This is a genomic window from Hydrococcus rivularis NIES-593 (genome assembly GCF_001904635.1).
GTDB classification, from domain to species: domain Bacteria; phylum Cyanobacteriota; class Cyanobacteriia; order Cyanobacteriales; family Microcystaceae; genus Hydrococcus; species Hydrococcus rivularis.
Window position 1 is genome coordinate 1 of the sequence record NZ_MRCB01000021.1, and the last position, 22,682, is coordinate 22,682.

General features: G+C 43.9%; 21 protein-coding genes and 2 pseudogenes. 15 read left to right on the top strand and 8 right to left on the bottom strand.

From position 1 onward, the window contains the following. The 9 genes from NIES593_RS15945 to dndC all read left to right on the top strand — a co-directional run. The coding region (locus NIES593_RS15945; protein WP_175561156.1) for a cation transporting ATPase C-terminal domain-containing protein at positions 1 to 832 on the top strand (832 nt) is incomplete at its 5' end. A gap of 77 nt (positions 833 to 909) precedes the next feature. Next, entirely contained in the window at positions 910 to 3,669 is a 2,760-nt protein-coding gene (locus NIES593_RS15950; protein WP_073600523.1) for a cation-translocating P-type ATPase, read from the top strand. A gap of 344 nt (positions 3,670 to 4,013) precedes the next feature. After that, entirely contained in the window at positions 4,014 to 5,696 is a 1,683-nt protein-coding gene (locus NIES593_RS15955) for a DEAD/DEAH box helicase family protein (RefSeq protein ID WP_175561157.1), read from the top strand. Positions 5,697 to 5,892: 196 nt separating this feature from the next. Beyond that, on the top strand, positions 5,893 to 6,051 hold the full coding sequence (locus NIES593_RS15960; RefSeq protein WP_245817551.1) for a hypothetical protein: 159 nt from the start codon (positions 5,893 to 5,895) through the stop codon (positions 6,049 to 6,051). Positions 6,052 to 6,136: 85 nt separating this feature from the next. Further along, the gene (locus tag NIES593_RS15965; RefSeq protein WP_073600526.1) at positions 6,137 to 8,062 is read left to right on the top strand and encodes an AAA family ATPase; all 1,926 of its coding nucleotides are present in this window, start codon (positions 6,137 to 6,139) and stop codon (positions 8,060 to 8,062) included. Further along, on the top strand, positions 8,059 to 8,466 hold the full coding sequence (locus tag NIES593_RS15970; RefSeq protein WP_073600527.1) for a hypothetical protein: 408 nt from the start codon (positions 8,059 to 8,061) through the stop codon (positions 8,464 to 8,466). The genes NIES593_RS15965 and NIES593_RS15970 overlap by 4 nt, the downstream gene beginning before the upstream one ends. Then, positions 8,463 to 9,041: a Uma2 family endonuclease gene (locus NIES593_RS15975; protein ID WP_073600528.1), complete on the top strand. Its 579-nt coding sequence runs from the start codon at positions 8,463 to 8,465 to the stop codon at positions 9,039 to 9,041. Before NIES593_RS15970 ends, NIES593_RS15975 begins: the two co-directional genes overlap by 4 nt. A 13-nt stretch (positions 9,042 to 9,054) precedes the next feature. Next, positions 9,055 to 9,660, top strand: coding sequence for a phosphorothioated DNA-binding restriction endonuclease family protein (locus NIES593_RS15980; protein ID WP_073600529.1), 606 nt, complete (start codon positions 9,055 to 9,057; stop codon positions 9,658 to 9,660). A gap of 33 nt (positions 9,661 to 9,693) precedes the next feature. Continuing rightward, positions 9,694 to 11,238 (top strand): DNA phosphorothioation system sulfurtransferase DndC, encoded by a 1,545-nt coding sequence (gene dndC, locus NIES593_RS15985; protein WP_073600584.1) that lies wholly within the window; start codon positions 9,694 to 9,696, stop codon positions 11,236 to 11,238. 56 nt (positions 11,239 to 11,294) lie between these two features. Here dndC and NIES593_RS24280 read toward each other — a convergent pair whose 3' ends face one another. Both NIES593_RS24280 and NIES593_RS15990 read right to left on the bottom strand, forming a co-directional pair. Then, the gene (locus NIES593_RS24280; RefSeq protein WP_175561158.1) at positions 11,295 to 11,456 is read right to left on the bottom strand and encodes a hypothetical protein; all 162 of its coding nucleotides are present in this window, start codon (positions 11,454 to 11,456) and stop codon (positions 11,295 to 11,297) included. 144 nt (positions 11,457 to 11,600) lie between these two features. Continuing rightward, entirely contained in the window at positions 11,601 to 12,113 is a 513-nt protein-coding gene (locus NIES593_RS15990; protein WP_175561159.1) for a hypothetical protein, read from the bottom strand. Between the two features lie 239 nt (positions 12,114 to 12,352). Here NIES593_RS15990 and NIES593_RS15995 point away from each other — a divergent pair, with 239 nt between their 5' ends. Together NIES593_RS15995 and NIES593_RS16000 are read left to right on the top strand one after the other, a co-directional pair. Beyond that, the gene (locus NIES593_RS15995; RefSeq protein ID WP_048868254.1) at positions 12,353 to 12,490 is read left to right on the top strand and encodes a photosystem II reaction center protein K; all 138 of its coding nucleotides are present in this window, start codon (positions 12,353 to 12,355) and stop codon (positions 12,488 to 12,490) included. Between the two features lie 209 nt (positions 12,491 to 12,699). Continuing rightward, on the top strand, positions 12,700 to 13,365 hold the full coding sequence (locus NIES593_RS16000; RefSeq protein WP_073600531.1) for a C-phycocyanin alpha-cysteine-84 phycocyanobilin lyase subunit CpcF: 666 nt from the start codon (positions 12,700 to 12,702) through the stop codon (positions 13,363 to 13,365). A 240-nt stretch (positions 13,366 to 13,605) separates the two neighbouring features. Here the strand turns inward: NIES593_RS16000 and NIES593_RS16005 are convergent, their stop codons facing one another. Further along, on the bottom strand, positions 13,606 to 15,219 hold the full coding sequence (locus tag NIES593_RS16005) for a mechanosensitive ion channel (RefSeq protein WP_073600532.1): 1,614 nt from the start codon (positions 15,217 to 15,219) through the stop codon (positions 13,606 to 13,608). A 548-nt stretch (positions 15,220 to 15,767) separates the two neighbouring features. On the opposite strand from NIES593_RS16005, the pseudogene NIES593_RS25805 reads away from it, so the two are divergent. Together NIES593_RS25805 and NIES593_RS25810 are read left to right on the top strand one after the other, a co-directional pair. Further along, positions 15,768 to 15,845 (top strand): annotated as a pseudogene (locus NIES593_RS25805) (pentapeptide repeat-containing protein); the annotation flags it as partial. Further along, positions 15,825 to 16,001 carry a pentapeptide repeat-containing protein gene (locus NIES593_RS25810; protein WP_175561160.1) on the top strand — a complete coding sequence of 59 codons (177 nt, stop codon included), beginning with the start codon at positions 15,825 to 15,827 and terminating at the stop codon, positions 15,999 to 16,001. The pseudogene NIES593_RS25805 and the gene NIES593_RS25810, both read left to right, overlap by 21 nt. A 259-nt stretch (positions 16,002 to 16,260) precedes the next feature. Here the strand turns inward: NIES593_RS25810 and NIES593_RS16015 are convergent, their stop codons facing one another. From NIES593_RS16015 to hemF, 4 genes are all read right to left on the bottom strand, one after another. Further along, a complete protein-coding gene (locus NIES593_RS16015; protein WP_073600533.1) occupies positions 16,261 to 16,554 on the bottom strand; it encodes an RNA recognition motif domain-containing protein in 294 nt (97 codons plus the stop codon). Positions 16,555 to 17,217: 663 nt separating this feature from the next. Then, on the bottom strand, positions 17,218 to 18,615 hold the full coding sequence (gene hemN, locus NIES593_RS16020; protein ID WP_073600534.1) for an oxygen-independent coproporphyrinogen III oxidase: 1,398 nt from the start codon (positions 18,613 to 18,615) through the stop codon (positions 17,218 to 17,220). 6 nt (positions 18,616 to 18,621) lie between these two features. Then, positions 18,622 to 19,374, bottom strand: coding sequence for a biliverdin-producing heme oxygenase (locus tag NIES593_RS16025; protein WP_073600535.1), 753 nt, complete (start codon positions 19,372 to 19,374; stop codon positions 18,622 to 18,624). A 45-nt stretch (positions 19,375 to 19,419) separates the two neighbouring features. Further along, the gene (hemF, locus tag NIES593_RS16030; protein ID WP_073600536.1) at positions 19,420 to 20,466 is read right to left on the bottom strand and encodes an oxygen-dependent coproporphyrinogen oxidase; all 1,047 of its coding nucleotides are present in this window, start codon (positions 20,464 to 20,466) and stop codon (positions 19,420 to 19,422) included. Between the two features lie 149 nt (positions 20,467 to 20,615). On the opposite strand from hemF, the gene acsF reads away from it, so the two are divergent. Together acsF and NIES593_RS24925 are read left to right on the top strand one after the other, a co-directional pair. After that, positions 20,616 to 21,692: a magnesium-protoporphyrin IX monomethyl ester (oxidative) cyclase gene (acsF, locus tag NIES593_RS16035; protein ID WP_073600537.1), complete on the top strand. Its 1,077-nt coding sequence runs from the start codon at positions 20,616 to 20,618 to the stop codon at positions 21,690 to 21,692. Positions 21,693 to 21,747: 55 nt separating this feature from the next. Further along, positions 21,748 to 21,876, top strand: a pseudogene (locus NIES593_RS24925) (Photosystem Q(B) protein 1); the annotation flags it as partial. A gap of 64 nt (positions 21,877 to 21,940) precedes the next feature. Here the strand turns inward: NIES593_RS24925 and hetL are convergent. Further along, positions 21,941 to 22,654 carry a heterocyst differentiation pentapeptide repeat protein HetL gene (hetL, locus tag NIES593_RS16045; RefSeq protein ID WP_073600538.1) on the bottom strand — a complete coding sequence of 238 codons (714 nt, stop codon included), beginning with the start codon at positions 22,652 to 22,654 and terminating at the stop codon, positions 21,941 to 21,943. Between the last annotated feature and the right edge of the window lie 28 nt (positions 22,655 to 22,682).

Here is a 22,682-nt window from a genome sequence, read left to right on the forward strand (position 1 = left end):
GATATACCCAGTCTTAAAGACTGCATTGTTAATGTTAGTTAGCAAAATTATATCGGATGGAATCAATGACGCTCCCGCTTTGCGAGAGGCTGATGTCGGCATTTCCGTCGATACGGCAGTAGACATCGCCAAGGAGTCGGCAGATATTATTTTGTTGGAAAAAAGCTTGCTAGTGCTGGACGCAGGCGTAGTTGAAGGACGCAGGACATTCGGCAACATCGTCAAATACATCAAGATGGGCACCAGTTCCAATTTTGGCAATATGTTCAGTATGTTGGGCGCGAGTGCCCTCCTGCCCTTTCTGCCGATGAAGCCAGTACAGATCTTGCTCAATAATCTACTCTACGATTTTTCCCAAACGGGCATTCCTTTTGACCATGTAGATCGAGAATATCTGGCAACGCCACGTAAATGGAAGATTAATGAGATCCAGCGGTTTATGCTCTATATCGGTCCGATGAGTTCCATTTTCGACTACGCGACCTATGCCTTGATGTGGTTCGTGTTTGATGCTAACACGGTGGAAAAGCAGGCATTGTTTCAGACAGGTTGGTTTGTAGAAAGTTTGCTAACGCAAACCTTGATTGTCCACATCATCCGCACGGCAAAAATCCCTTTGATTGAGAGTCAGCCAGCCTTGCCGATGTTGCTGGTGACGCTCACCATTATGGCGGTGGGAATTTATCTTCCCTTTTCTCCTTTTGGACGAGGTTTGGGATTTGTTCCTTTGCCAGCCAGTTACTTTCCCTGGTTATTGTCGATCCTGTCGGGTTATTGCGTGCTGACGCAGTTAATGAAGACCTGGTTTGTCAAGAAATATGGGTATAACTAACTCATTGAGACAGTTCGCCAGAAAACTCAAACAAGAGTTGCTATAGTGCTGCTCCAATCGAGTAGAGGAGGTATGACATGAGCAACTGGTACCAATTAGAGATTTCAGAAGTCCTGCAAAAACTGGACAGCGATGCATCCTATGGACTGAGCGCAACAGAAGCCAATCGTCGTTTCAAGGAGTGCGGTTTCAACGAACTCATCGAGCAAGGACTAAAGAACCCATGGCAAATATTGTGGGAACAATTGACTGAGGCGCTGACGATTATCTTACTCGTTGCTGCGGTTATTTCGGTTTTTTTGGGCGACTACAAAGATGGCTTGGGCATTATTGCTATTGTCGTACTTATTACTTTCTTGGGGTTTAGCCAGGAATATCAGGCGCAAAAAGCGATCGCTTCCCTCAAACAGCTAGCAGTACCTGCGGTTAAAGTTCGCCGTAACGGTTGCGTGCAGGAGATTTCAGCCCGTTATTTGGTGCCGGGAGATATCGTGCTGCTAGAAGCTGGAGAGCTAGTGCCAGCCGACTGTCGTTTAATCGACAGCTTGAGCTTGCGAGTCTCTGAATCTGCTCTCACTGGCATACCCGAACCAGTAGATAAAGACCCAGAAGCCTTGCCAGGAAAAGATTTGGCACTGGGCAAGCGGCGCAACGTGCTCTATATGGGGACTGCCATCACCTATGGACGAGGAGAGGCAGTCGTCACTGAAACTGGTATGGCGACTGAGTTAGGTCGCATTGCCAGCGCGATCGAGACCATAGAGCCAGAGCCAACTCCGCTACAAAAGCGCCTGTCTCAGTTGGTTCGGGAATTGGCGATCGCATCCCTGGTTCTTGTAGGAGCGATCCTCTCTCTGGGACTACTACGGGGAGAGAACGTGCAGTTAATGTTCCTAACTGCCATAACCCTAGTGGTAGCAGCTTTGCCCGAAGGTTTGCCAGCCGTAGTAACTATTGCGCTGGTGCTAGGCGCACAGAAGATGCTCAAACGGCACGCTCTCGTCCACCGTCTACCCGCCGTAGAAGCGCTTGGCTCGGTCACGACCATCTGCTCTGGCAAGACGGGCACCCTAACTCAGAACCGCATGACCGTGACCGTACTTGACGTGGCAGGGCATCGCTTAGACTTAACTGCCCGTCTGCGCTCTTATTCCCCGATGCTGGATGCCGAAGAACAGCCTTTTCTACTGAGCCAGCCGCCAGCGCTATCCTTTCTGCTGGCTAGCGGGACGTTGTGTAGCGATGCCCAGCTAGAACCCGACCCGGAAGAGCCACGCTGCTTTCATGCGGTAGGAGATCCGACCGAGGGAGCTTTGGTGATGGCTGCCGCTCGTCAGGGACTTTGGAAAGCCGAACTGGAACAGAGCCTTAAGCGCGTAACGATGGTGCCTTTCGATTCTAGACGACAGCGAATGACTACCGTTCACCGATTCCCCGCCGCCCTTTCTCAAGTCCCCGTCGCTTTGGAGATGGTCTGGTATTGGAGTCGAGCGATCGAAGCAGCGAACTATGTTGCCTTTACCAAAGGCAAGATCGGCAGCTTATTAGAAGTCTGCGATTGGGTTTGGGTAGAGGGGGGAGCGATGCGACTCGATGGCAACTGGCGCGAACGGATTGACACGGCCAAGCATCAACTCACCCACAAGGGATTGCGCGTTTTGGGCGTTGCCTTTCGACTTTTACCGTCTTACCCAGTCGATGGCTGGGAGGACTTGGAGCGAGACTTGATATTCATTGGCTTGGTAGGGATGAATGACCCGATGCGACCGGAAGCCAGAGTTGCTATCGAAACCTGCAAAAAGGCTGGCATCCGTCCGGTGCTGGTTACGGGCGATCGCCCCCGAAATGCTTGGCATCTCGCCCAGGAGTTAGACATAGCGAGCGATCGCCGTCTCCTAACCGATAAAGAGCTTAACTGCCTGTCCGAGCGCGAATTGGAAGACTTAGTAAAACAGATTTCCATTTATGCAAGGGTTTCTCCGCAACAGAAGTTTCGCATCGTTCGAGCAATGCAAAAACAGGGGCACATCGTCGCCATGACTGGCGATGGCGTAAACGATGCACCCGCTCTGAAGGCGGCTGATATTGGTGTAGCGATGGGCATTAGCGGCACTGACATTGCCAGGGAAGCAGCGGATCTGGTTTTGCTAGACGACAATTTTGCTACCATCGTGGCCGCCGTGAAAGAGGGACGAGTAATTTACGATAACATTCGCAAGTTTATCAAGTATCTCTTAAGTAGCAATGTTGGCGAACTCTGGGTAATGCTACTAGCTCCCTTTTTAGGAATGCCCTTGCCACTGATGCCCCTCCAGATTCTCTGGATTAACTTGGCTACTGACGGTTTACCAGCCTTGGCTTTGGGCTTGGAACCGGCAGAGCGAGAGACCATGAATCGTCCGCCTTACTCTCCCAAAGAAAATATTTTCGGTCGAGGCATGGGAAGGGATATTATCTGGATCGGGTTGTTGATGGGGCTGGTATCTCTCGGCACGGGCTATTGGTATTGGCGTGCCAAACGCGCCGACTGGCAGACCATGCTGTTTACCGTCTTAACTCTTTCGCAGATGGGCAATGCCTTAGCAGTTCGCTCGGAACGAGACTCGCTTTTCTGCATTGGATTGCTGTCCAACAAGCCGCTTTTGGGAGCAGTTATTCTGACGCTGGGGCTGCAACTGGCAGTCGTCTACATTCCCTTTTTTGAGAAGCTCTTTGCGACAGTACCTATGCCCGCAATAGACTTAGCCCTCAGCTTAGTTTTGAGTAGCGTGGTTTTCTGGGCTGTGGAGTTGGAAAAATGGTTGCTCCGCCGCGCTACAGTTAGATTATCAATATAAGATATGACGCTAAATTTAGAACGATCGCTTTTAACGACTGCGCGATCGCAATTTAAATTTTCGATTGCTTTTTCAACATACCATTTCTCCGATTTTCCCGGATATTTAGCCCTTGCTTGAATCAACAAACGTCTGGCTAGTTCTTTGTTGCCGTTAGCTGCCGCTAATAAATTGCGATCGATTCCATCAATCGGTTTTGAATTGTTCCAAATTAACCAGATAATGAATATAATTAGTTATTTCATCTCGATTAACAGCAACTACCCAATATTGTTGGACATTCATTTGCTCGTAAAGAAGTGGAATATTAGCTTTTTAATTGTCTTTAATATTTGAAAGATAAATTGAGCCTAGATAAGTTAGATATTCAAGAAGATTATCGTAGCGATCGCGATAACCTTATCCAAGATTTTTATATCCCTTGTTTAGAACGCACAACTGTTTATAGTCGGGCGGTTGGCTTTTTTTCCAGTTTTTCTCTCATCGCTATTTCAATTCGTTCTTGGAAAGAGGGCGAACAGACGCGAGTTCAACGTAAAGTCGAAGATTTTCAGAGGTTGTGGTCAAATAAAACCTCGAAAGTAGAGGTAGTAGACTTTCCCGAAGCCGCAACGCGATCGCTTTTGAGATATCGTCCTAGTAGTCCGCCGGAGTATGAGGAGATAGACGCGGGGATTGGAAGAGGTTGGCGGTTAAAAGAGACTGGTAAGAGTTATAGGATACAGAGAAATACGCTTAAAGTTGAGTTGCGTCCCCTTCAGGTTGATGCAGGAGAAGCATTTAAAAGGGCGAATTATCGCGGCATTTTGGCGATGGCGACGGGGACGGGGAAAACCTTGACGGCGTTGGCTTGTGCGACTCGCCTGGATTGCCTAGACCTGATTATAATTGGCGTACCGACGAAGGAATTAGCGAACCAATGGGATGAAGAGATTAAGACAAAAACTAGCTTTCGATCGCCTATTATTGCAACGGGCAGGGCGGAACATTGGCGAGAAATCCTGTTTCGGAAACTGCGTTTGATTTACCATCAAGAATTACCTCGCGAACGGCTTCCCGTTATTGTTGTCGGTACTTATAGCGAACTGTCTAAATCGATAGTTGCGGATTTAATTAACGATGCAGGAGGATTGCCGGAACGATCTTTACTGATAGCGGATGAAGTTCACGCAACGGGGGCGGAAGTTTACCGACGAATTTTACGAGAAGACTTTTGCTATCGTTTGGGACTGTCGGCAACTCCCATTCGTCCCTACGACGAGGAGGGAACGGGAGTTGTCTTGGACTATTTTGGCGGGATTGTTTATGAGTTTACTTTAGAAGACGCGATCGCAGCAGGGATTCTCTGCGAATACGATTACTATGTCTATGTCACGGCTTTGAGTGAAGAGGAACACGAAAAGTTCCAGCAGTTAACTGCAAAAATTGCTGCTTCACTCAATAAAGACGATCGCGATCGCACCCATCATTTAACGATACAACGAGCGAAAATTATCAAGTCTGCGACTGCCAAAATAAATATTTTAGATCGCATCCTGAACGACTATCCGCCGCAACAAGCGATGATTTATTGTGCGGACATCGAGGGGGCAACTCAGATTAGCTACAGATTAGCCCAACGCGGGTTTAACGTTGCGCGTTATTCTTCTCAAGACAGCGATCGCAAGAAAATTTTAGCAAATTTTGCCAGTGGCTATTTGGATGCTTTAGTAGCGGTGAAATGTTTGGATGAAGGGGTAGATATTCCATCAGTCCATCAGGCGATAATTCTAGCCAGCGATGCCACAGAACGCCAATTTATCCAGCGTCGGGGAAGAATTCTCAGGGTTGCACCTAAAAAATCAGTAGCCACCTTAATTGACGTTCTCGTCGTTCCTCCTTTACAAGACGAATCGGTAAAATTGATAGAATCGGAGATTCAACGAATTAAGCTATTTGCCCGTTCTGCCCACAACCGCACTTCAGTCATTATTAATTTAATCGAAGAACTGAAATACTACGGAATTACTTATTCAGATTTAATATGAAACCAACTACCATTTATTTACCAGAAGAAACAGAAGCTAACCCAATTCACAATTCGCAATTATGAATTGCAAATTATTTTTGTCAAATTTAGCCGAGAGAAGCGAGGAACTGCTGTGAAAGGAAGAATCAAGTCATAAATGATTGAGTTAAGTGAAGCGCGATCGCCTATTTTTTGAGAATACTATTGTAAATACGATGGAAATTGAGCAAAAACTAAAACAACTGGCAAAGAAACATAAAATTCCAGAAGAATTATTGAAAGAAGCGATCGCCCTAGAAAAAGATAGAGTTATGTACGCTAATCGTCAGTGCGTCCCCAAATTAATCAAAGCGATCGCGCAGCATGCAGAATAGTCTTTTTATTATAGCTCTCACCTTAGCGTTCTTCTTGATGCCTTTGCGTGAGATAAAAACAAACTTATAAAGGAAGAGAAGCGATATGGGATTGCGCCTCAAACAAATTCGCCTCAAAAACTGGAAATGCTACCGCGAACAAATTGTTCGATTTAATCTAAATACAGATAAAAATATTTGGATTGTATTTGGTCAAAATGGCTATGGAAAAACCTCACTTCTGGAAGCAATTATCTGGTGTTTGTACGGAAATGAAGGTGTTTTGACTAAAAAATTACTCGATTATTTCAATCGAATTGCTCTCAAAAAACGAAAGCAATTAGAATTATCAGTCCAACTAAACTTTGAAGAAAACGGGAAAAATTATTTTATCAGTCGAGAGGCAACCTGGAGTTTGCGAGGAACTACTCCTAATGTTGTGATAGGCGAACCGACCTTTTATGAAGATGGAACGCAGAGAAAAAATCCACGGGAATATATAGATAGTTTATTACCCAAGTCGTGTAAAGAATTTTTCTTCTTCGATGGGGTAGAAATTCAACGCTACGCACAACTAACGCAAACAGATGAAACTCGCAATGCGATCGAACAGATATTAGGCATTCCCGAACTGAAAAACCTGCGGGACGATGCCGACAAAGCTTTACACCAGATAGAAAAAGACTTAAATAAAGCGTCAGTAGCAAATCAAGATTTGAAGCAGAAGACCGATCGACTGGAGAAGCTTCAAGAAGAGATCGAACTAACGACAGGTCAACTTCAAATTGCCAAAAAAAGCCTTACAGAAGCTATTAAAATTTATGAAGATTGTCAAGAAAGGGCACGGCAGATAGAAGATTTACATGACAAATTACAAGCGATCGATAAAAAAGAACAAGAAAAACGTTATATAGAAAGAAATCTTGAAAATGCTGAAAAAGAAGTTGAAAGCGCCCTCAGAAAAGTTTCCATTCCGCTAATGCGAGAATTCATCCAGGAAGTTTATGATGACCTGCAACGAAAAAATATTAAAAAGACAGGATTATCGGTTTCACTCAAGCAACTACGCGACCTTCTCAATAGCGATCGCTGTTTATGCGGTCGGTGTATGGACGACCAGTCTCGCGATTACATTCGCCAGCAGTTGGAAGAGTTAAAAAACGTAGGAAATTTGACACAAGAAATTATCGAACACGATGAGTTACGGAATCAATTATCAGGATTGTTACAAGATCGACCCCTCGATCTCGATGGGATATTATTAAAACGCGATCGCATTCGAGACGATCTAGACGAACTCAAACAAAGCATTGCTAATCTCAAACAAGATACCAATGGCTTAAAACGATCCGAAGTTGAGGAAACTTGGCGCAGGGTTGGCGCAGAAGAAAAAAATGTCGAAGCGATTGGGGAGAGAATTAATCGCCTCAGCAGAGAAATCGAACAGAAAAAACAAGAAGCGGATCGCCTGCGTCGAGAAATAGAAACGCTAGCAGGTCGCGATCGAGAAACTGCTACCTTAGTCAAACAGGTTAGATTAGCCGAAGGACTGCGCGATGCAGCGAACGAACTGATTGAATGGTATATCGACGATCGCAAACAGACGATTGAAAATCATACCTTTGATCTTCACCGTCAAGTAACCAATAAACCAGATGAATATCGAGGAGTCGCGATCGCGCCTAATTATACTTTAAGAGTAAAAACAGTCACAGGGGAAGCCCTCAACCCAGAAATCTTAAGTGCGGGCGAAAAAGAAGCCTTAGCTTTTGCTTTTATTACTGGGTTAAATTTAGCCTCAGAAACGGCTGCACCATTGATTATGGATACGCCTTTTGGTCATCTCGATATGCAGCATCAGAAAAACATTATTAACGCGCTTCCCAATATTCCCTCCCAGGTGATAGTGTTGGCTACGAACAGAGATTTACCCGACTATCTGCTACATGAGTTGCGTCCTCACGTAGCAGAAATTCTCAATATTTCCCGCGATGCGACGGAGGATATGTCAATTGTAGAGGTACGAGAATGAAGCGGATAGACCCCACAGCAACGATTCGTCCGACTCCTGAAGCGAATGGCTATCTCAAGGTACTCAAAAATAATGGTGCGTTTAGTCGCATGGTGGATGCGTATTTGTTTGCTGCTGCTTACGCGATTAAAAATAATGTCGATGTTGCTTCAATACCGTCTCAAGGTCGCCAAGATCTAAGTAATATAGACATTGTAGATGATGACGTTCGTCTTTCTTTAGAGGCGGGAATTCATGCGATTTGCAAGCGCAACGGTCGATCTGAACCTACAGATAGTCGAGAGGTGATGGAAATTTTGACCCAGTATGCAGAAGCGGGACTAAAGTTATTAAAGCAGCGGTGGGAAGGAAAGGTAGGGATTCAAATACAGGATGACGTTCGGAGGATTATTAATCAGTCATGAATATACGTACTCTCTACATACCAAAAACTCTAAAAATTACTCAAGAACAATTTGAACAACTCGCCAGAGAAAATCGAGACAGACATCTCGAAAAATCGGCGACTGGAGAACTTATTATTATGCCACCGACGGGAGGGAATACAGGCAGACGGAATATAGAAATTGAAGGACAACTTTGGTTTTGGAATCGACAAACAAAATTAGGCGTTGCTTTTAATTCTTCGACAGCTTTTCATCTGCCAAATGGTGCCGACCTTTCTCCTGATGCTGCTTGGATTAGTCAACACAGATGGGATACACTGACTCCCGAACAACAAGATACTTTTCCTCCTCTGTGTCCCGACTTTGTTATAGAGTTGCGGTCTAAAACAGATAATATGGAACCTTTGCGTCAAAAAATGCAGGAGTATCTAGATAACGGATTGCGTTTGGGATGGTTAATCGATACGAAGAATAGAAAGGTGGAAATTTATCGTCAAGATCGACCTGTAGAAGTGTTGGAGAATCCGACAACTTTATCGGGAGAGGATGTGCTTCCTGGTTTCAGTTTGGATTTGCAAGGGGTGTGGAGTTGAGGGAGAGATAAATATGAATAGGAAAAAACGACAGACCAATCCAAGAACTTTAGTCGATTATTGCGATCTTTTTTCTAAAATAAAAGTTAATAAATCAAAACAACGCGGAGATGCTCCTTATAAACCAATCTTACTCCTATCAGTAATTGATTTAATTGCACAAGGTTCGATCGAAGATAATTATATCTATATCTCAGATAAATTAATTAATACATTTAATAATTATTGGAATATTCTAAGCCCAGATTCTTTTAATGGAGGTTTAGCCCTTCCCTTCTTTCATTTGAAAAATGATGGCTTTTGGACTCTCAAGTTTAGTGAAGAATATGATGGGGGTCGTCCTCAAACTATTCCTAAGCTAAAAGAAGACGTTGACTATGCAAAGATAGATTACGAATTATTTGAGTTTTTGCAAGATCCGAATTCAAGAGAAGAATTAATTTACGCTTTAATAGAAACATGGTTTTCGTCAAGCCAAAAAGAAATCGAGGAAATTTTAAAAATCAATCAAACCTTGCAAGATAGCACCAATATAGAGTCTTTAGAAGAAATAGAAACTCTGGATAAAGAAAAAAGATTTCATTTAAGAAAGTCAGTGGCATCGTCAAAATGTCTTTAGGGCTTGATGAACCACAAAGGACAAGATTTGATTATGACAGAAGTTCAGCCATCCTTATTTTCTTCTCGTACCGTTCCTGAGTTAGTAGAAGATATTAAAAAGCTAACTGAAGAAATCCAAGAATTGTATTGTCAAGACGAGATACCAATTGTTGTTGGTTGGAGTGGTGGAAAAGATAGTACATGTGTACTACAATTAGTTTGGAATGCGATCGCGGTACTTCCGTTAGAAAAACGAACTAAAACAATTCATGTTATTTGTAATGACACATTAGTAGAAAATCCGGTAGTTTCTGCTTGGGTACGCAAATCCTTAGAAAGGATACAAGATACAGCCCAACAGCAAGGAATGCCTGTAGAAACTCATCTAACTCATCCTGTCGTTCAAGATACATTTTGGGTTTGTTTAATAGGTAAAGGATATCCAGCCCCTAGAAATAGATTTAGATGGTGTACCGAACGCATGAAAATTAAACCCACTGACTCGTTCATTCGAGAAGTCATTAGAGACAGTGGTGAAGTAATTTTAGTTTTAGGTACTCGCAAGACTGAAAGTGTTAAAAGGTCGGCAAATATGGCTAAACATAGAGAATGGCGAGTACGCGATCGCCTTAATACAAATCCTAGCCGACCCAACTCTTATATTTACCTACCTATAGAAGATTGGCGTACTGACGAAGTATGGCTGTATTTAATGCAATGGGAAAACCCTTGGGGAAATAACAATAAAGATTTATTTACCATGTATCGAGGTGCAACAGCCGATAATGAATGTCCGTTAGTTGTCGATACATCTACGCCTAGTTGTGGAGATTCGCGATTTGGTTGTTGGGTTTGCACGATGGTGAATAAAGATAAATCGATGGAGGCAATGATTCAGAATGATGAAGAGAAAGAATGGTTGCAGCCGCTATTAGATATTCGCAATGAATTAGATGTAGAAAATGACAGAAATAAACGAGACTTCCGCCGCATTTATGGTAAAGTAGAACTTTTTGAACGGAATGTAGAAGGTGAAATATCTATCGAACCAATTCCCGGTCCTTATACAAAATACTGGAGAGAACATTGGTTAAGACGAGTCCTCGAAGCACAAGTTCAAGTCCGCAAAAATGCACCAGAAGAATTTCAAGATATTACCTTAATTACCCCAGAAGAATTGAGCGAAATTAGACGTATCTGGTTAGAAGAAAAACATGAATTTGATGACAGCTTGCCCCGCATTTATGAAGAAGTGACGGGCGAACCTTTTCATGATGAAAGACCTGGGGCAAGTACTAGCTTATTAGGTAGCGATGAATGGGATGTATTAGAAGAAATTTGTAGCGACGATGCCATGCATTTAGAATTAATGGCAAGACTTCTCGATACCGAACGTCAATATTACACTAAATCTCGCCGGGTCGGAATTTATGAAACTCTAGAAAAATGTTTTGAAAGCAGTTCTCGTTCAAAAGAAGAAGCGATAGAAAATGCACATTTAAAACGGAATTTGAAATCTGCTGCGGGTGAGGGAGATATTAATAAAGTAAAGCAACTTACCTGGGCAAATATTAAATTCTCGAAGAAAGAAAAATAAACCTGCTGCTAGGGATTTAAATTCCTAGCTTATAGCAAAAGTCCTCTTAAGAGGATTTAAACTATTGGTTCCAAGAAATTAATTTCTTGGCGGGTAAAAGATTTTAGTAAGCCAACTAAAATAGTTTCATTTTTATTTAGACTCCCTGCTAAATAAATCGGCACGTTAACGCGATCGCGATTTTTTCGGCTAATACTCCAGTCGCGAATGCGCCCCATCCTTCTCAATTCTTTGACCGGAAGCTATTGATTCTCAGAATTCAATAGAATCGCATCTACATTAATCAATAGTCAATAGTCATTTATCCTTTGCATTTTTGCCAATAACGAATAACCAATGACAAAGGACAAATGACCAATTGATTAACTAGCTAAAACCAAGTCAACATCATTCGTTCCTTCGGTTTCTCCCTGACCCGATTTAATCTGTTTACCATTGACTTCGACGGCAAACGGCGTGTTAGCCAGGTTGATATTATAATCCGTCTTTTGATCGGTGTAGCCAACGCTAGCGATCATATCGCGTCCCGATTCATTGTAGATGAACGCTAACATCTGGTTTTTGTTTTGTTCGTTGTCGCGTGCCCAGATAACCATGTAATCTTCTCCCTGATATTCAAAGACTTTGGGCGGACGATTGGCAACGTAACGACCGGGTTTACCAAAGCTTTTGTCGAGAAAGTCCTGTACGGAACTAGGTTCTACCACAGCATAGGCAACCTCTTGGTTAGAGGTTGCTTGTTGGTCTCCTTGACTTTCATCGACTTTTTCTTCTTGACCCCGATTGCGTAGATAGTCAACAGCGGCTTTTGTTCCGATGGCACCGACGGCTGCTATACCTGCGCCGATGAGTATGTTACGAAGTTTATTACTCATGATTTTTCCTCAAAATTCAGCAATTACGGCGGTATTAATTTTCTATTACTTCACAATCTTCTAACTTCTTCTCAAAGATATATCAGCTTACGCAGCAGAACACAAGACCGTTAAAGGTTTGCGACGCACTTTTTGAAAATCTTACCTTTAAAATTGATGTAACTAATATCTGCAAACCAAATCGTGATAAAATTTTTCTTACCGTTTAAGAAAAAATTGTTGGAAAGGTAAATAGATAGATGGAAGCTGCACTGCTGTTAGCAAAACTACCCGAAGCTTACCAAATTTTCGATCCCCTGGTAGATGTTCTGCCACTCATTCCTCTGTTCTTTCTGTTGCTTGCTTTTGTATGGCAAGCTGCTGTTGGATTCAGATAAGCTGTTGCATTCGATGAAAAGATTGGGCATCCGTTGAGGGTGCCCTTCTATTCTTCTTCAATTTTCTAAAACAGAGAAAACCTCTTCGTTTTCTGTTTTCTCCCTATAACTGGTAGGCTCCTGTCTTCAATCTTTGTGAGTGCGCTTTGCGTTAAAGAGAAGCTGACGGAATGCTAAATTAGTGCAATAGCGATCGATGCTCAATAGTCATGGTAATTGACGAACAAGTAAAACCCCTAATTAAAGCGGTCGATCGAGCCGATTCTGCTGAGGGATTATTAGAAGCTGTAAAAGCATTGGTGGCAGTTCGTCACGAAGCCGCCATTCCTACGCTGATTGAAGTTCTCGGTTATAATAATCCGGGCGCAGCCGTTGCCGCAGTAGACGGATTGATCGATATAGGAGAAGCTGCTGTCTCCTATCTGTTAGAAAAAATAGATGGCTATAATTATGGAGCCAGAGCTTGGGCGACTCGTGCTTTAGCTGGGATTGGCGACCCACGCGCTCTCGATCTCCTATTAGATGCAGCCAGTAATGATTTTTCCTTAAGCGTGCGTCGGGCAGCAGCAAAGGGACTCGGCAGTATTCGTTGGTCAAATTTACCAGCTGAGGAAGTTTTACCCGCCCAAAATAAGGTTCTCGATACTCTCTTGCTCGTTTCTCAGGATGTGGAATGGGTAGTGCGTTACGGAGCGGTTGTGGGATTGCAATCGCTTTTTAATGCTACGGTTAAAACTCTGCCCGACTTTGAGAAACGGATTTTAGCTCGATTTAAACAAATGCTGGAAATAGAACCAGAATTGGTCGTCTGCGTCCGCGTGCAGTTAGCTTTACAACAGATTGAGGAGAAGACTGGAAAACGGGGAGACAATTAACGACTAACCACTGTACGGGCGGGTTTATCTAAAAGCGCTAGAGATTTACCGAAACTTACTGTACAAAACCCGCCCCTACTACTAACTACTCCCCAATCCTTTCATCCTTTAAGCGAATGACCAATGACAAAGGACAATTGACTAATCTCCAACCCTGTCATCCAAAAGGGTTTCTAATTAAAAATGCCCGCAAGCTATAGCCTGGGGCGATTGTTTGAGAAATTTTTGTTCATTAGGTGGCTATTGCTTAAAATTATTCAACCATTCTCGCAATTGTTCGCTTGCTAACTCTCTTCCTCCCAAACCGAAGGCGAGCGCGATCGCAGCAGCAATACCGCCAACCAGTATGCCAAAGGCTAAATTGACAATATTGGGAGCAATTCCCATTTGTTGCAATGCCATTGCCGAAACTAACACGACAATGCTAATTCGAGCTGTCTGTGCGACAAACCTCGCTTGACGAGTTCCGCCGCTCGCAATCAAATTAAAAGCGAGATTGGCCAGATATAAGCCGATCGCAAATACCACCACGGCAACGAGAACTTGACCCGCAATCACCAGCAAACCGCCGACTAATGCTTGTAGCACTTGAATTTGTAGGATATCTACCGCCGTCAAGGTAGCGATCGCCATAATTGCCACCAAGACAATAATTCCTACCAATTCTGATGGCGTTCGCCTTTGGGAAGGGACACCTTCTACGCCAGGTTCGGGTGGAGGGGGTGAAAGCGCGGCAAGACCCAACCATTGAAAAACGTTATTGAAGCCGATGCTAGTGAGAATGTTAGTAATTATCTCAGCGATATACCGTCCGCCAACATAAGCAAGTGCTAAAACCACTGCGGCTGCAAAAAGCCTGGGCAAGAGGTTCAGGACCTGGTTGAGCATTTGCGTGGCTGGCGCGGAAATTGCTTGAATCTGAAGTGCATCTAGGGCAGTAATAGCAACGGGAATCAAAATCAAAACATAGACGATCGTGCCTAGAATCTGAGACAAAGGCTGGCGACCAGCCGTTGCCGATAGTCCAAATCTCTCCCCAACTCGATCTGTACCTACAGCAGCTAAAAGATTCGTCACCACTCGGCGCACTATCTGAGCGATCAGCCAGCCTACCGCACCAATGAGGATAGCCGCTAAAACATTGGGCAGAATCGCCAAAATTTCATTGAGCAACGTCTGTATCGGAACTAGCGTGCCTTCTAGGTTGAGAGCGCTAAGAATGGATGGTAAAAAGAGCAAAAAGATAAACCAATAAAGCGCATTAGCGATGGTTTCGCTCAAGGCAATCTGGTTTTGTTGAGTCTCATCGCCGATTTGCTGGTTTAATCGCTCGTCGATTCGCAATCCCGTAAGGATTCTTACGACTACGAATTTAGTTATCGTCGCCAGTATCCAGGCAATGCCTAACAAAATTGCTGCCCCTAAAAGTTGCGGCAAAAAGCTAGTAATCCTTGCTAGCAGAGAATTAAGAGGTTGGGAAACTGCCTCAAGCTGAAGGGCGTTTAAAAAAGCAACGATGGCAAAGAGAAGGATCAGCCAAAACACTAGATCGCTTACCCATTTTTCTACAGGCAGGGATTCTCCTTGCTGCCTTCCACCTATCCAATTGGCAATTTGGTTATCAATCTGGGTTCGATTGAGAAGTTTGCGAGTAATTCCTCTAGCAATTAGAGCTACCACCCAACCAACGATTAAGATTAGAATCGCTTTAATGAGGGTGAAAACGTCTTGCCCTAATATTTGAGAAATTTGTGCGTTCAATGGTAATGATTGCTGATTCTGTCCGGAGATCTGTGCCAGGATAATCGGCATTAGCATTAGTTTGGGTGCTATGAAGCCTGTTAGGTAAGTCATTTCTCCCTAAGTTTAATTTTGGCTTTAATATACCTGGTTTGATTGGGTTAGGCAAAATTTTGCCAAATTAATTTTAGGTAGCAATAATTTGTATTATTCTACACAAAGAAGCACTTACAGATATCAGTTTAAATGATACAAAAATTTACTTGCATTAGAGGGAATTAATCCGTTCGGCGATCGCTAGTTACTTTATAATACATCTTTTTCTTCCTTTAAACCTTCAAGAATTTGGCATATTTCCGATTGTATTGGTGTTAATAGTACTTGTAGTATTTTTAATTACCGCTCTATTTGCCAAGGTCTAGGAACAGGGATATGGGTAGGGATAGTGGCATTAGCAATAACTATACTGATAGCAGTGCTAGTGGTATTGGGGAGCGAAGTCCGGGGCATTAGTAGTAGGAGTTATTGGAACGGGTGCGCTACTCGATCTTGCTTGCCTTAGAACAACCGATCTTCAAAACGCAAAATTAAGGCACTTGTTAATTACTGGTAAAAGACAGAATAAAAACTTCAATCGCCAAGGTTTGTAAGGTGTTAATCTACAGGAATTTGAGCTAATAGGCGCTAGTTTTGTAGATGCAGATCTTAGCCAAGTTAACTTGCAAGAAACCAAATTATTTGAAGCAAAGCTAGTACGAACAAATCTAGACCAAGCTAACTCAAGTAATGCTCATCTTACCGGAGCGTATATTGAAAACTGGGGAATTACGAGGAAAACTAGATTGGATGAAGTTCGATGCGAATACGTCATTAGCCCATTCAGCCTGAAAACCTGAGATCTTGTAGTAGTTGCATCATCCGCCGGGGAATTAATTTCCCGTCTCATATATCAAGTCCATTAAAATGGACTGAAACACTTCTTTAGTCGTCTTGAGACGATTTTATATATGAACCAGCTTTTTAATCGAGGGACGGTCATTGACCAATAGTGCAAGAACTCAGTTGTCAGCATTAAGGGGCGAAGATGATAAACACCTCCACCCCCAACGACTATCAATCAGTCAGCAACGTCTAAAAAGGATTTAACCTTTCAGCTTAGTATCGCTTCGAGTAGTTGTTATTGCTGGGACCGTTGTCGCGATTGTTTTCCCGGGGTTTGGCTTGATTGACTTTCATCTCGCGACCGTACCACTCAGCCCCATCGAGGGCTTCAATGGCAGATGTTTCTTCAGCTGCCGTTTCCATTTCTACAAAAGCAAAGCCGCGCATGCGACCCGTTTCGCGGTCGGTGGGAATGTGAACTCGTTTGACAGAACCATATTCCGCAAATACGGAATTAAGATCTGCTTGTGTAACTTCGTAAGATAAGTTGCCTACAAAAATAGACATAGATTGTCTCCTAGATCGGAAGGTGTGTAGAGATTGAGATTTCGGAGAGAATCCTGCCAAGACTAAATCAGAAAAACCTGTCAATACTAATAACAAACTCTGCTACCGATATTTTTCTCAATTGATATTATTATCATAGCACTAAATTTTTGTTTTGCTCGTGAGCGTCAACATCAAGAATTTTCTGGCATAAATCAATCGAATTACAATCCAGGCTCTAAGAGGACATCCCAAAAGTCCATTTTGTCATTCCCAGCGCAGTAAAACGTAACGATTTACACCCAGAGCGATTGAATAATTGCGAACTGATAATTGCGAATTGTGAATTGGGATAAGATGTTTCGCTTCGCTGTCGCTACGCTCAACATGACGGAGTGCTTTTCAGACTCCGCCGTCTCGCGGCGGAGTACCTTGCATCTTCTATACTTCTGGGACAACCTCTAAACAACGTACTTGGCAACTAGAAAAAGCAAAAGAAATTTTACTTGGCCGGCGATCGCTTCAAACTCCAATCGTACTGGCACGTAATTTAGGCAGAACGGGACAATCTATCGAGGTAAAAACTCTTGCTCGGTTGACCCAAAAAGATGTCAACATGCAAACAAAAGTTAAGCGATCGAAGCACCCAAAAACTTCGAGGCAAGATTTTATATCGTTTTGATATTACACGGCTTGAGAAAACCGATCGCTTTGCTGAGTCCTAAGATAGATATCAAACACGGATGCAATGTTTCTAATCAGCAACCGTCCCGCCGGAGTCACTCGAATGAGATCGCCCCTGAGTTCGAGCAACCCGTCTGCCTCTAGCAAGCGTAAATCATACCGTTCTTTCAAGAAATACTCTTTCCAGTCGAGATCGAAGCCGAGATGATATTTGTCTTCAATATCATCTGGTGAAAGCTGAAATTGACACATTAACTCCATAATCGCGGTTCGACGAATGATGTCGTCTCGACTGAGAGTGACTCCCCTTTCGATTGGTAATTCTTGTGTATCGATCGCTTGATAGTATCGCTTTAACCGTTTATGGTTTTGCACGTAAACATCTTGCAACATACTAATGGAAGTCATGCCAAAACCAAGTAAATCGGATTCTGGCTGAGTGGTGTATCCTTGGAAGTTGCGATGCAATTGCCCGTTTCGCTGAGCGATCGCCAGTTCGTCATTGGGTTTGGCAAAATGATCCATGCCAATGAATACGTAACCATTCCCAGTCAATTCCTCAATGGTCATTTTGAGAATGTTCAGCTTTTCGGCAGACTGCGGCAAAGCTTGTTGAGGAATGCGCCGTTGAATGGGTTTTATCCAAGGCACGTAGGCAAAATTAAAGACGGCAATACGATCGGGATCGAGGTCAATCGTTTTACGAACCGTGTCCCTAAATGTCTCTAGGGTTTGATAGGGCAACCCATAGATTAAATCGACGTTGACACTCTCAAATCCTGCTGAGCGAATCCAATCCATTGCCCCGAACAACATCGCTTCTGGTTGAATGCGATTGACGGCTTGTTGCACTTTGGGATTAAAGTCTTGAATCCCGAAACTAATACGGTTAAATCCTAAGTCTCTTAAAAAGAGGACATAGTCTTTGTCTAAAAAACGAGGATTGACCTCGATGGAAACTTCGGCGTTGGGAGCGAATTGAAAATATTGATTCAATGTCGTCCAAAGGGCTTCAATCTGTTTCAAGGAAAGATAATTGGGCGTACCGCCACCCCAATGAAGTTGGCATACTTGGCGATCGCGATCCACGAGAGTGGCAATTTGTTGAATATGGCGACTGATGTAATTGAGATAAGGCTCCGCTATCTGCTTGCGTTGGGTAATAACCGTATTGCAACCACAGAAATAGCAGGCGGTCTCGCAAAAGGGAATATGACAGTAAAGCGATAGAGGTGTCTTTTTGCGATTCCCCACAGCGATCGCCGCTCTAAAATCAATTTCTTCAAAGGCTTCTTTGAGTTCCGTTGCGGGTGGGTAGCTAGTATATCGCGGCAAAGGGCGATCGTATTTTCTCAGTAAATTTGGCTCGAATTCGACGGCTTGGGATAGCAGTTTCATGTTCTCCTATTCAGCTTTAACAAGTTCAACGGATGTATTACCCGGCGAACGCTCCGTACTCCCTGGCTTGTCTTGACGGGTGAGTAGCTCGAAAACGCGATCGCCAATAGCAGCTTTCACCTCCGGTTCTAGTTCGTGAACCAGGTCCCGATTCAGTGCAAAGGCATAGTTTGCCTCGTCCACAATCTTTTGAGCTAAAGCATCATCAATGGGTAAGGAATCTAAAGTATCGCGGTATTTCTCCTTAAAAGCGCGTTTTGCTGCGACGGTTGCCAGGCGATCGAATTCATAAAATGCCGTTCCTTCCCCTGCTGGCAAATTCATCGCCGAACGAACAATGTTTTTTAATGCCTGACCGCCAGAAAGATCGCCCATATACCTAACATAGGCATGGGCGATGAGAAGTACCGGTTCCGTTTTAGCAACCTGACGAATGCGAGCAACATAATCTTGACCAACTTGAGAGGGAGCAATTTGCTCTGGCCAGTTTTCGCCGTAGTAAAAAGCCAAGTCTTTCTCCAGATTTTCTTTGCGATTCAGTTCGGGGAAATAAAGCAAACCGACGACAGGATGATGGCGATGGCGATGGAACTCCTCTTCTATGGCGCTGTAGACGAAATACAAATTGGCGATGAGCTTGCGGAAGGGTTCTTTTTCGACAATGCCTTTGAGAAAACATTTCATAAAGGCTGTATTTTCTGCCATTGTATGAGACTGTTTCGTTCCTTCCCGTAACTTGTTGGCTAAATGACTACTCATAGTAAATTCCTCATGGCTAAAGAAATACGTAGACTTTAACTCAAGCTAAATCGACCAGTCTTCAATAGACCAATTGACCCAATCTTGAGGTTTAAGAAAGAATTCGTACAGTTGGGCTTCTGGCGTTCCGGGTTGGGGTTGGTAATTATATTCCCATCGCGCTAGCGGCGGCAGGGACATCAAAATCGATTCCGTTCGTCCGTTGGTTTGCAAGCCAAAAACCGTGCCGCGATCGTAAACGAGATTAAACTCTACATAGCGTCCCCGACGGTAAAGCTGGAACTGACGCTCGCGATCGCCATACTGGGTGTCTTGCCGCTGCTCTACAATCGGCAGATAGGCTGGCAGAAAAGCGCGACCGCAACTTTGAACGAAAGCAAATAGCTCCTCCCAACTGCGAGAAATCGTCCCAACTTGATGGCTATAAATAGCTGCCTCACCCTCTGGGTCGGGTCCGCAATAGAGCTTACCGCTAGCATCCTGATAATCAAAAAAGATACCTCCAACTCCTCGCGCTTCCTGGCGGTGTTTTAAGTAAAAATATTCATCGCACCAGCGTTTAAAAGCGGGATAGTATTCGGGGTGGTGAGCGTCACAAGCCTTCTTAATCGTAGCGTGGAAGTGAATGACATCCTCGACAAAGGGATAGTAAGGCGTTAAATCTACGCCGCCGCCAAACCACCAAATCGGTCCTGCTTCAAAATAGCGGTAGTTGAGATGTACGGTGGGAACGTAGGGATTGCGGGGGTGGAGTACCATCGACGTTCCGGTGGCATAGAAGTCATGTCCTGCCGCCTCTGGACGCTGAGTCAGAATAGAGGCGGGAAGACTATCTCCCCAAACCTCAGAAAAATTGACCCCGCCTTGTTCAAACACTCGACCGTCTCGAATAACGCGAGTCCGTCCGCCTCCGCCTTCTGCTCTCTCCCACTTATCTTCTTGAAAGCGTGCTTTACCGTCGAGTTGCTGTAGCGCTTGGCAGATTTCGTCTTGTAAGTCCTGTACGAACTGCTTGGCTCTCTGGCGAGAATAGGCATGAGGATATGCTGGTGGGGTTGGCTCCTGGAGTCGATTGACTAAATGAGCGTTCATTTTTAATCCTTGTTTCGTTTTTACGATTAATAACTATATAGATATACAGCGTAAATTCTGACTGAGATTTTTCAAAACTTAATAATTTGAGTCGATTACAGTTTTATATTTATAATTTCATATAGCTATTTAGTTAAGCAATTGCACTTATGGTCAATACCTTATCAAAGCCCGCCAAAGAAGAACTCAAGTCCAATCCTCAAGCCCTTATTCAGGAAACAATTCTCACGCCTCGGTTTTATACGACAGACTTTGAAGTCGCAGCTAATCTAGATCTTTCCCTTCAGGAAACCGCGCTCAAGGCGATGTTGGAAGAGATGCGAACTGATTACAACCGCCATCATTTCGTGCGCGATGAAGCATTCGAGCAGACTTGGGAGCATCTCGATGAACAAACGCGCAACTGTTTTATCGATTACCTGGAACGCTCCTGTGTCTCAGAATTTTCTGGTTTTCTGCTGTTCAAAGAGTTATCTCGCTCTCTCAAACAGCGCAATCCCCTGCTGGCAGAAATTTTTCACCTGATGGCGCGGGATGAGGCTCGTCATGCGGGATTTCTCAATAAGGCAATGGGTGACTTTAACCGCTCTTTAGACTTAGCACGACTGACCAAAACTCGTACCTATACGTTCTTTCCGCTGGAGTGGGTGATTTATACGGTTTACCTGTCCGAAAAAATTGGCTACTGGCGCTACATTATTATTTACCGTCACTTAGAAAAACATCCAGAGCATCAGTTTTATCCATTATTTCGTTATTTTGAGAGTTGGTGTCAGGATGAAAATCGTCACGGAGATATTTTCAAGGCACTGCTGCGATCGCAACCCAAACTCTGGAACAATTGGAAAGCTAGACTCTGGAGTCGATTTTTCCTTTTATCCGTCTTTGCCACCCACAGTCTAACCGTCCAAGAACGGGCAGGCTTCTATCATTCACTAGGACTCGACGCGACCGAGTTTGACGAGCAAGTGATTCGCCAAACCAATGAAACTGCGGCACGGGCATTCCCCGCCGTCTTAAATGTTGACCATCCTGAATTTTTCCCGCGTATGCAACGGTGTGCAAAGCGAAATCTTAAACTAAAAGCGATTAGCGAGAATAACTTCCCTAAGGTAGTTAAGTTTTTGCAAAAACTTCCTTTATTAGGAGGAATTTTCTGGGATCTGTTTCGCCTTTACCTGATTAAACCCATTGATGCTGAAGCTTTGCGGGGAACGGTGCGTTGAAAACATAAGATAGGCTCTTATTTGACTTGACAATTATATAGCTTGACAGTTATATAATATTTTCAACTGGGCCAATCTGGGCATCGAGGTGATGCACGAACGCAACGATCGCAATTTTCCCCTTGATTTAGCTTCGGCTCTAGCGCAACCAGTAGCTTTAGTTGCTCCCGTTGTTGAGGGTTAAGGGTTAATTTTTTTCTTGCTCTCCATATCTTATCAGTACTCTAGAAAGAGTGCTGTTTCTTTTTTTAATCATGGACAGTTCCATCAGGCATGATTGCACCTCGCAAGTCAGCATCGGTTAAGATTGTTCCTGTTAGATCGGCCTCTTGGAGATCGGCTTTCAGCAAAACGGCTCCACTCAGGTTAGCATAACTGAGATCGGCTCCTCGCAAACTAGCTTCGGTCAGATCGGTAACAAACGGATCGCGATCGAGGATGACACTCAGATTCGCGCGACAGAGTTTAGCTCGATCGAGATTAACTCGATATAAAAGTGCCGCACTGAGGTTGGCATAGTTTAAGTCTGCACCGCTCAAATCAGCTTTGCCTAAGTCTGTCCGTTGGTCGGAAGTGGGACGAAAATCTACTTCAAACAGAATGGCACCCTGTAGTTTAGCGCCATGAAGATTGGCACCGCATAAACAAGCTTTACTCAAATAAGCTTCAGTCAGATTTGTTTGCATCAGCTTGGCACCGCTCAAATCTGCATCCCGCAACACGGCGCGGGATAAATCAGCTTGGCTCAAGTCGCTTCCCCAAAGAATTGCCTCGCTGAGATCGGCTTCTCTAAAGATAGCTTGCATGAAATTAGTTCTACCCAGTCTCGCTTGGCGTAGATCGCTCCTAGAGAAATCTGCTCCTTTGAGGTTTGCTTTAATCAGTTCTCCCTCCCGAAAATCAAGCTTTTGAAAATTTCTTTCTCCGGCTGCATATTGTCTCAACAGTTGGTTAACTTCCATGTCATCTGACATTCCCTGAAAAGCCTGA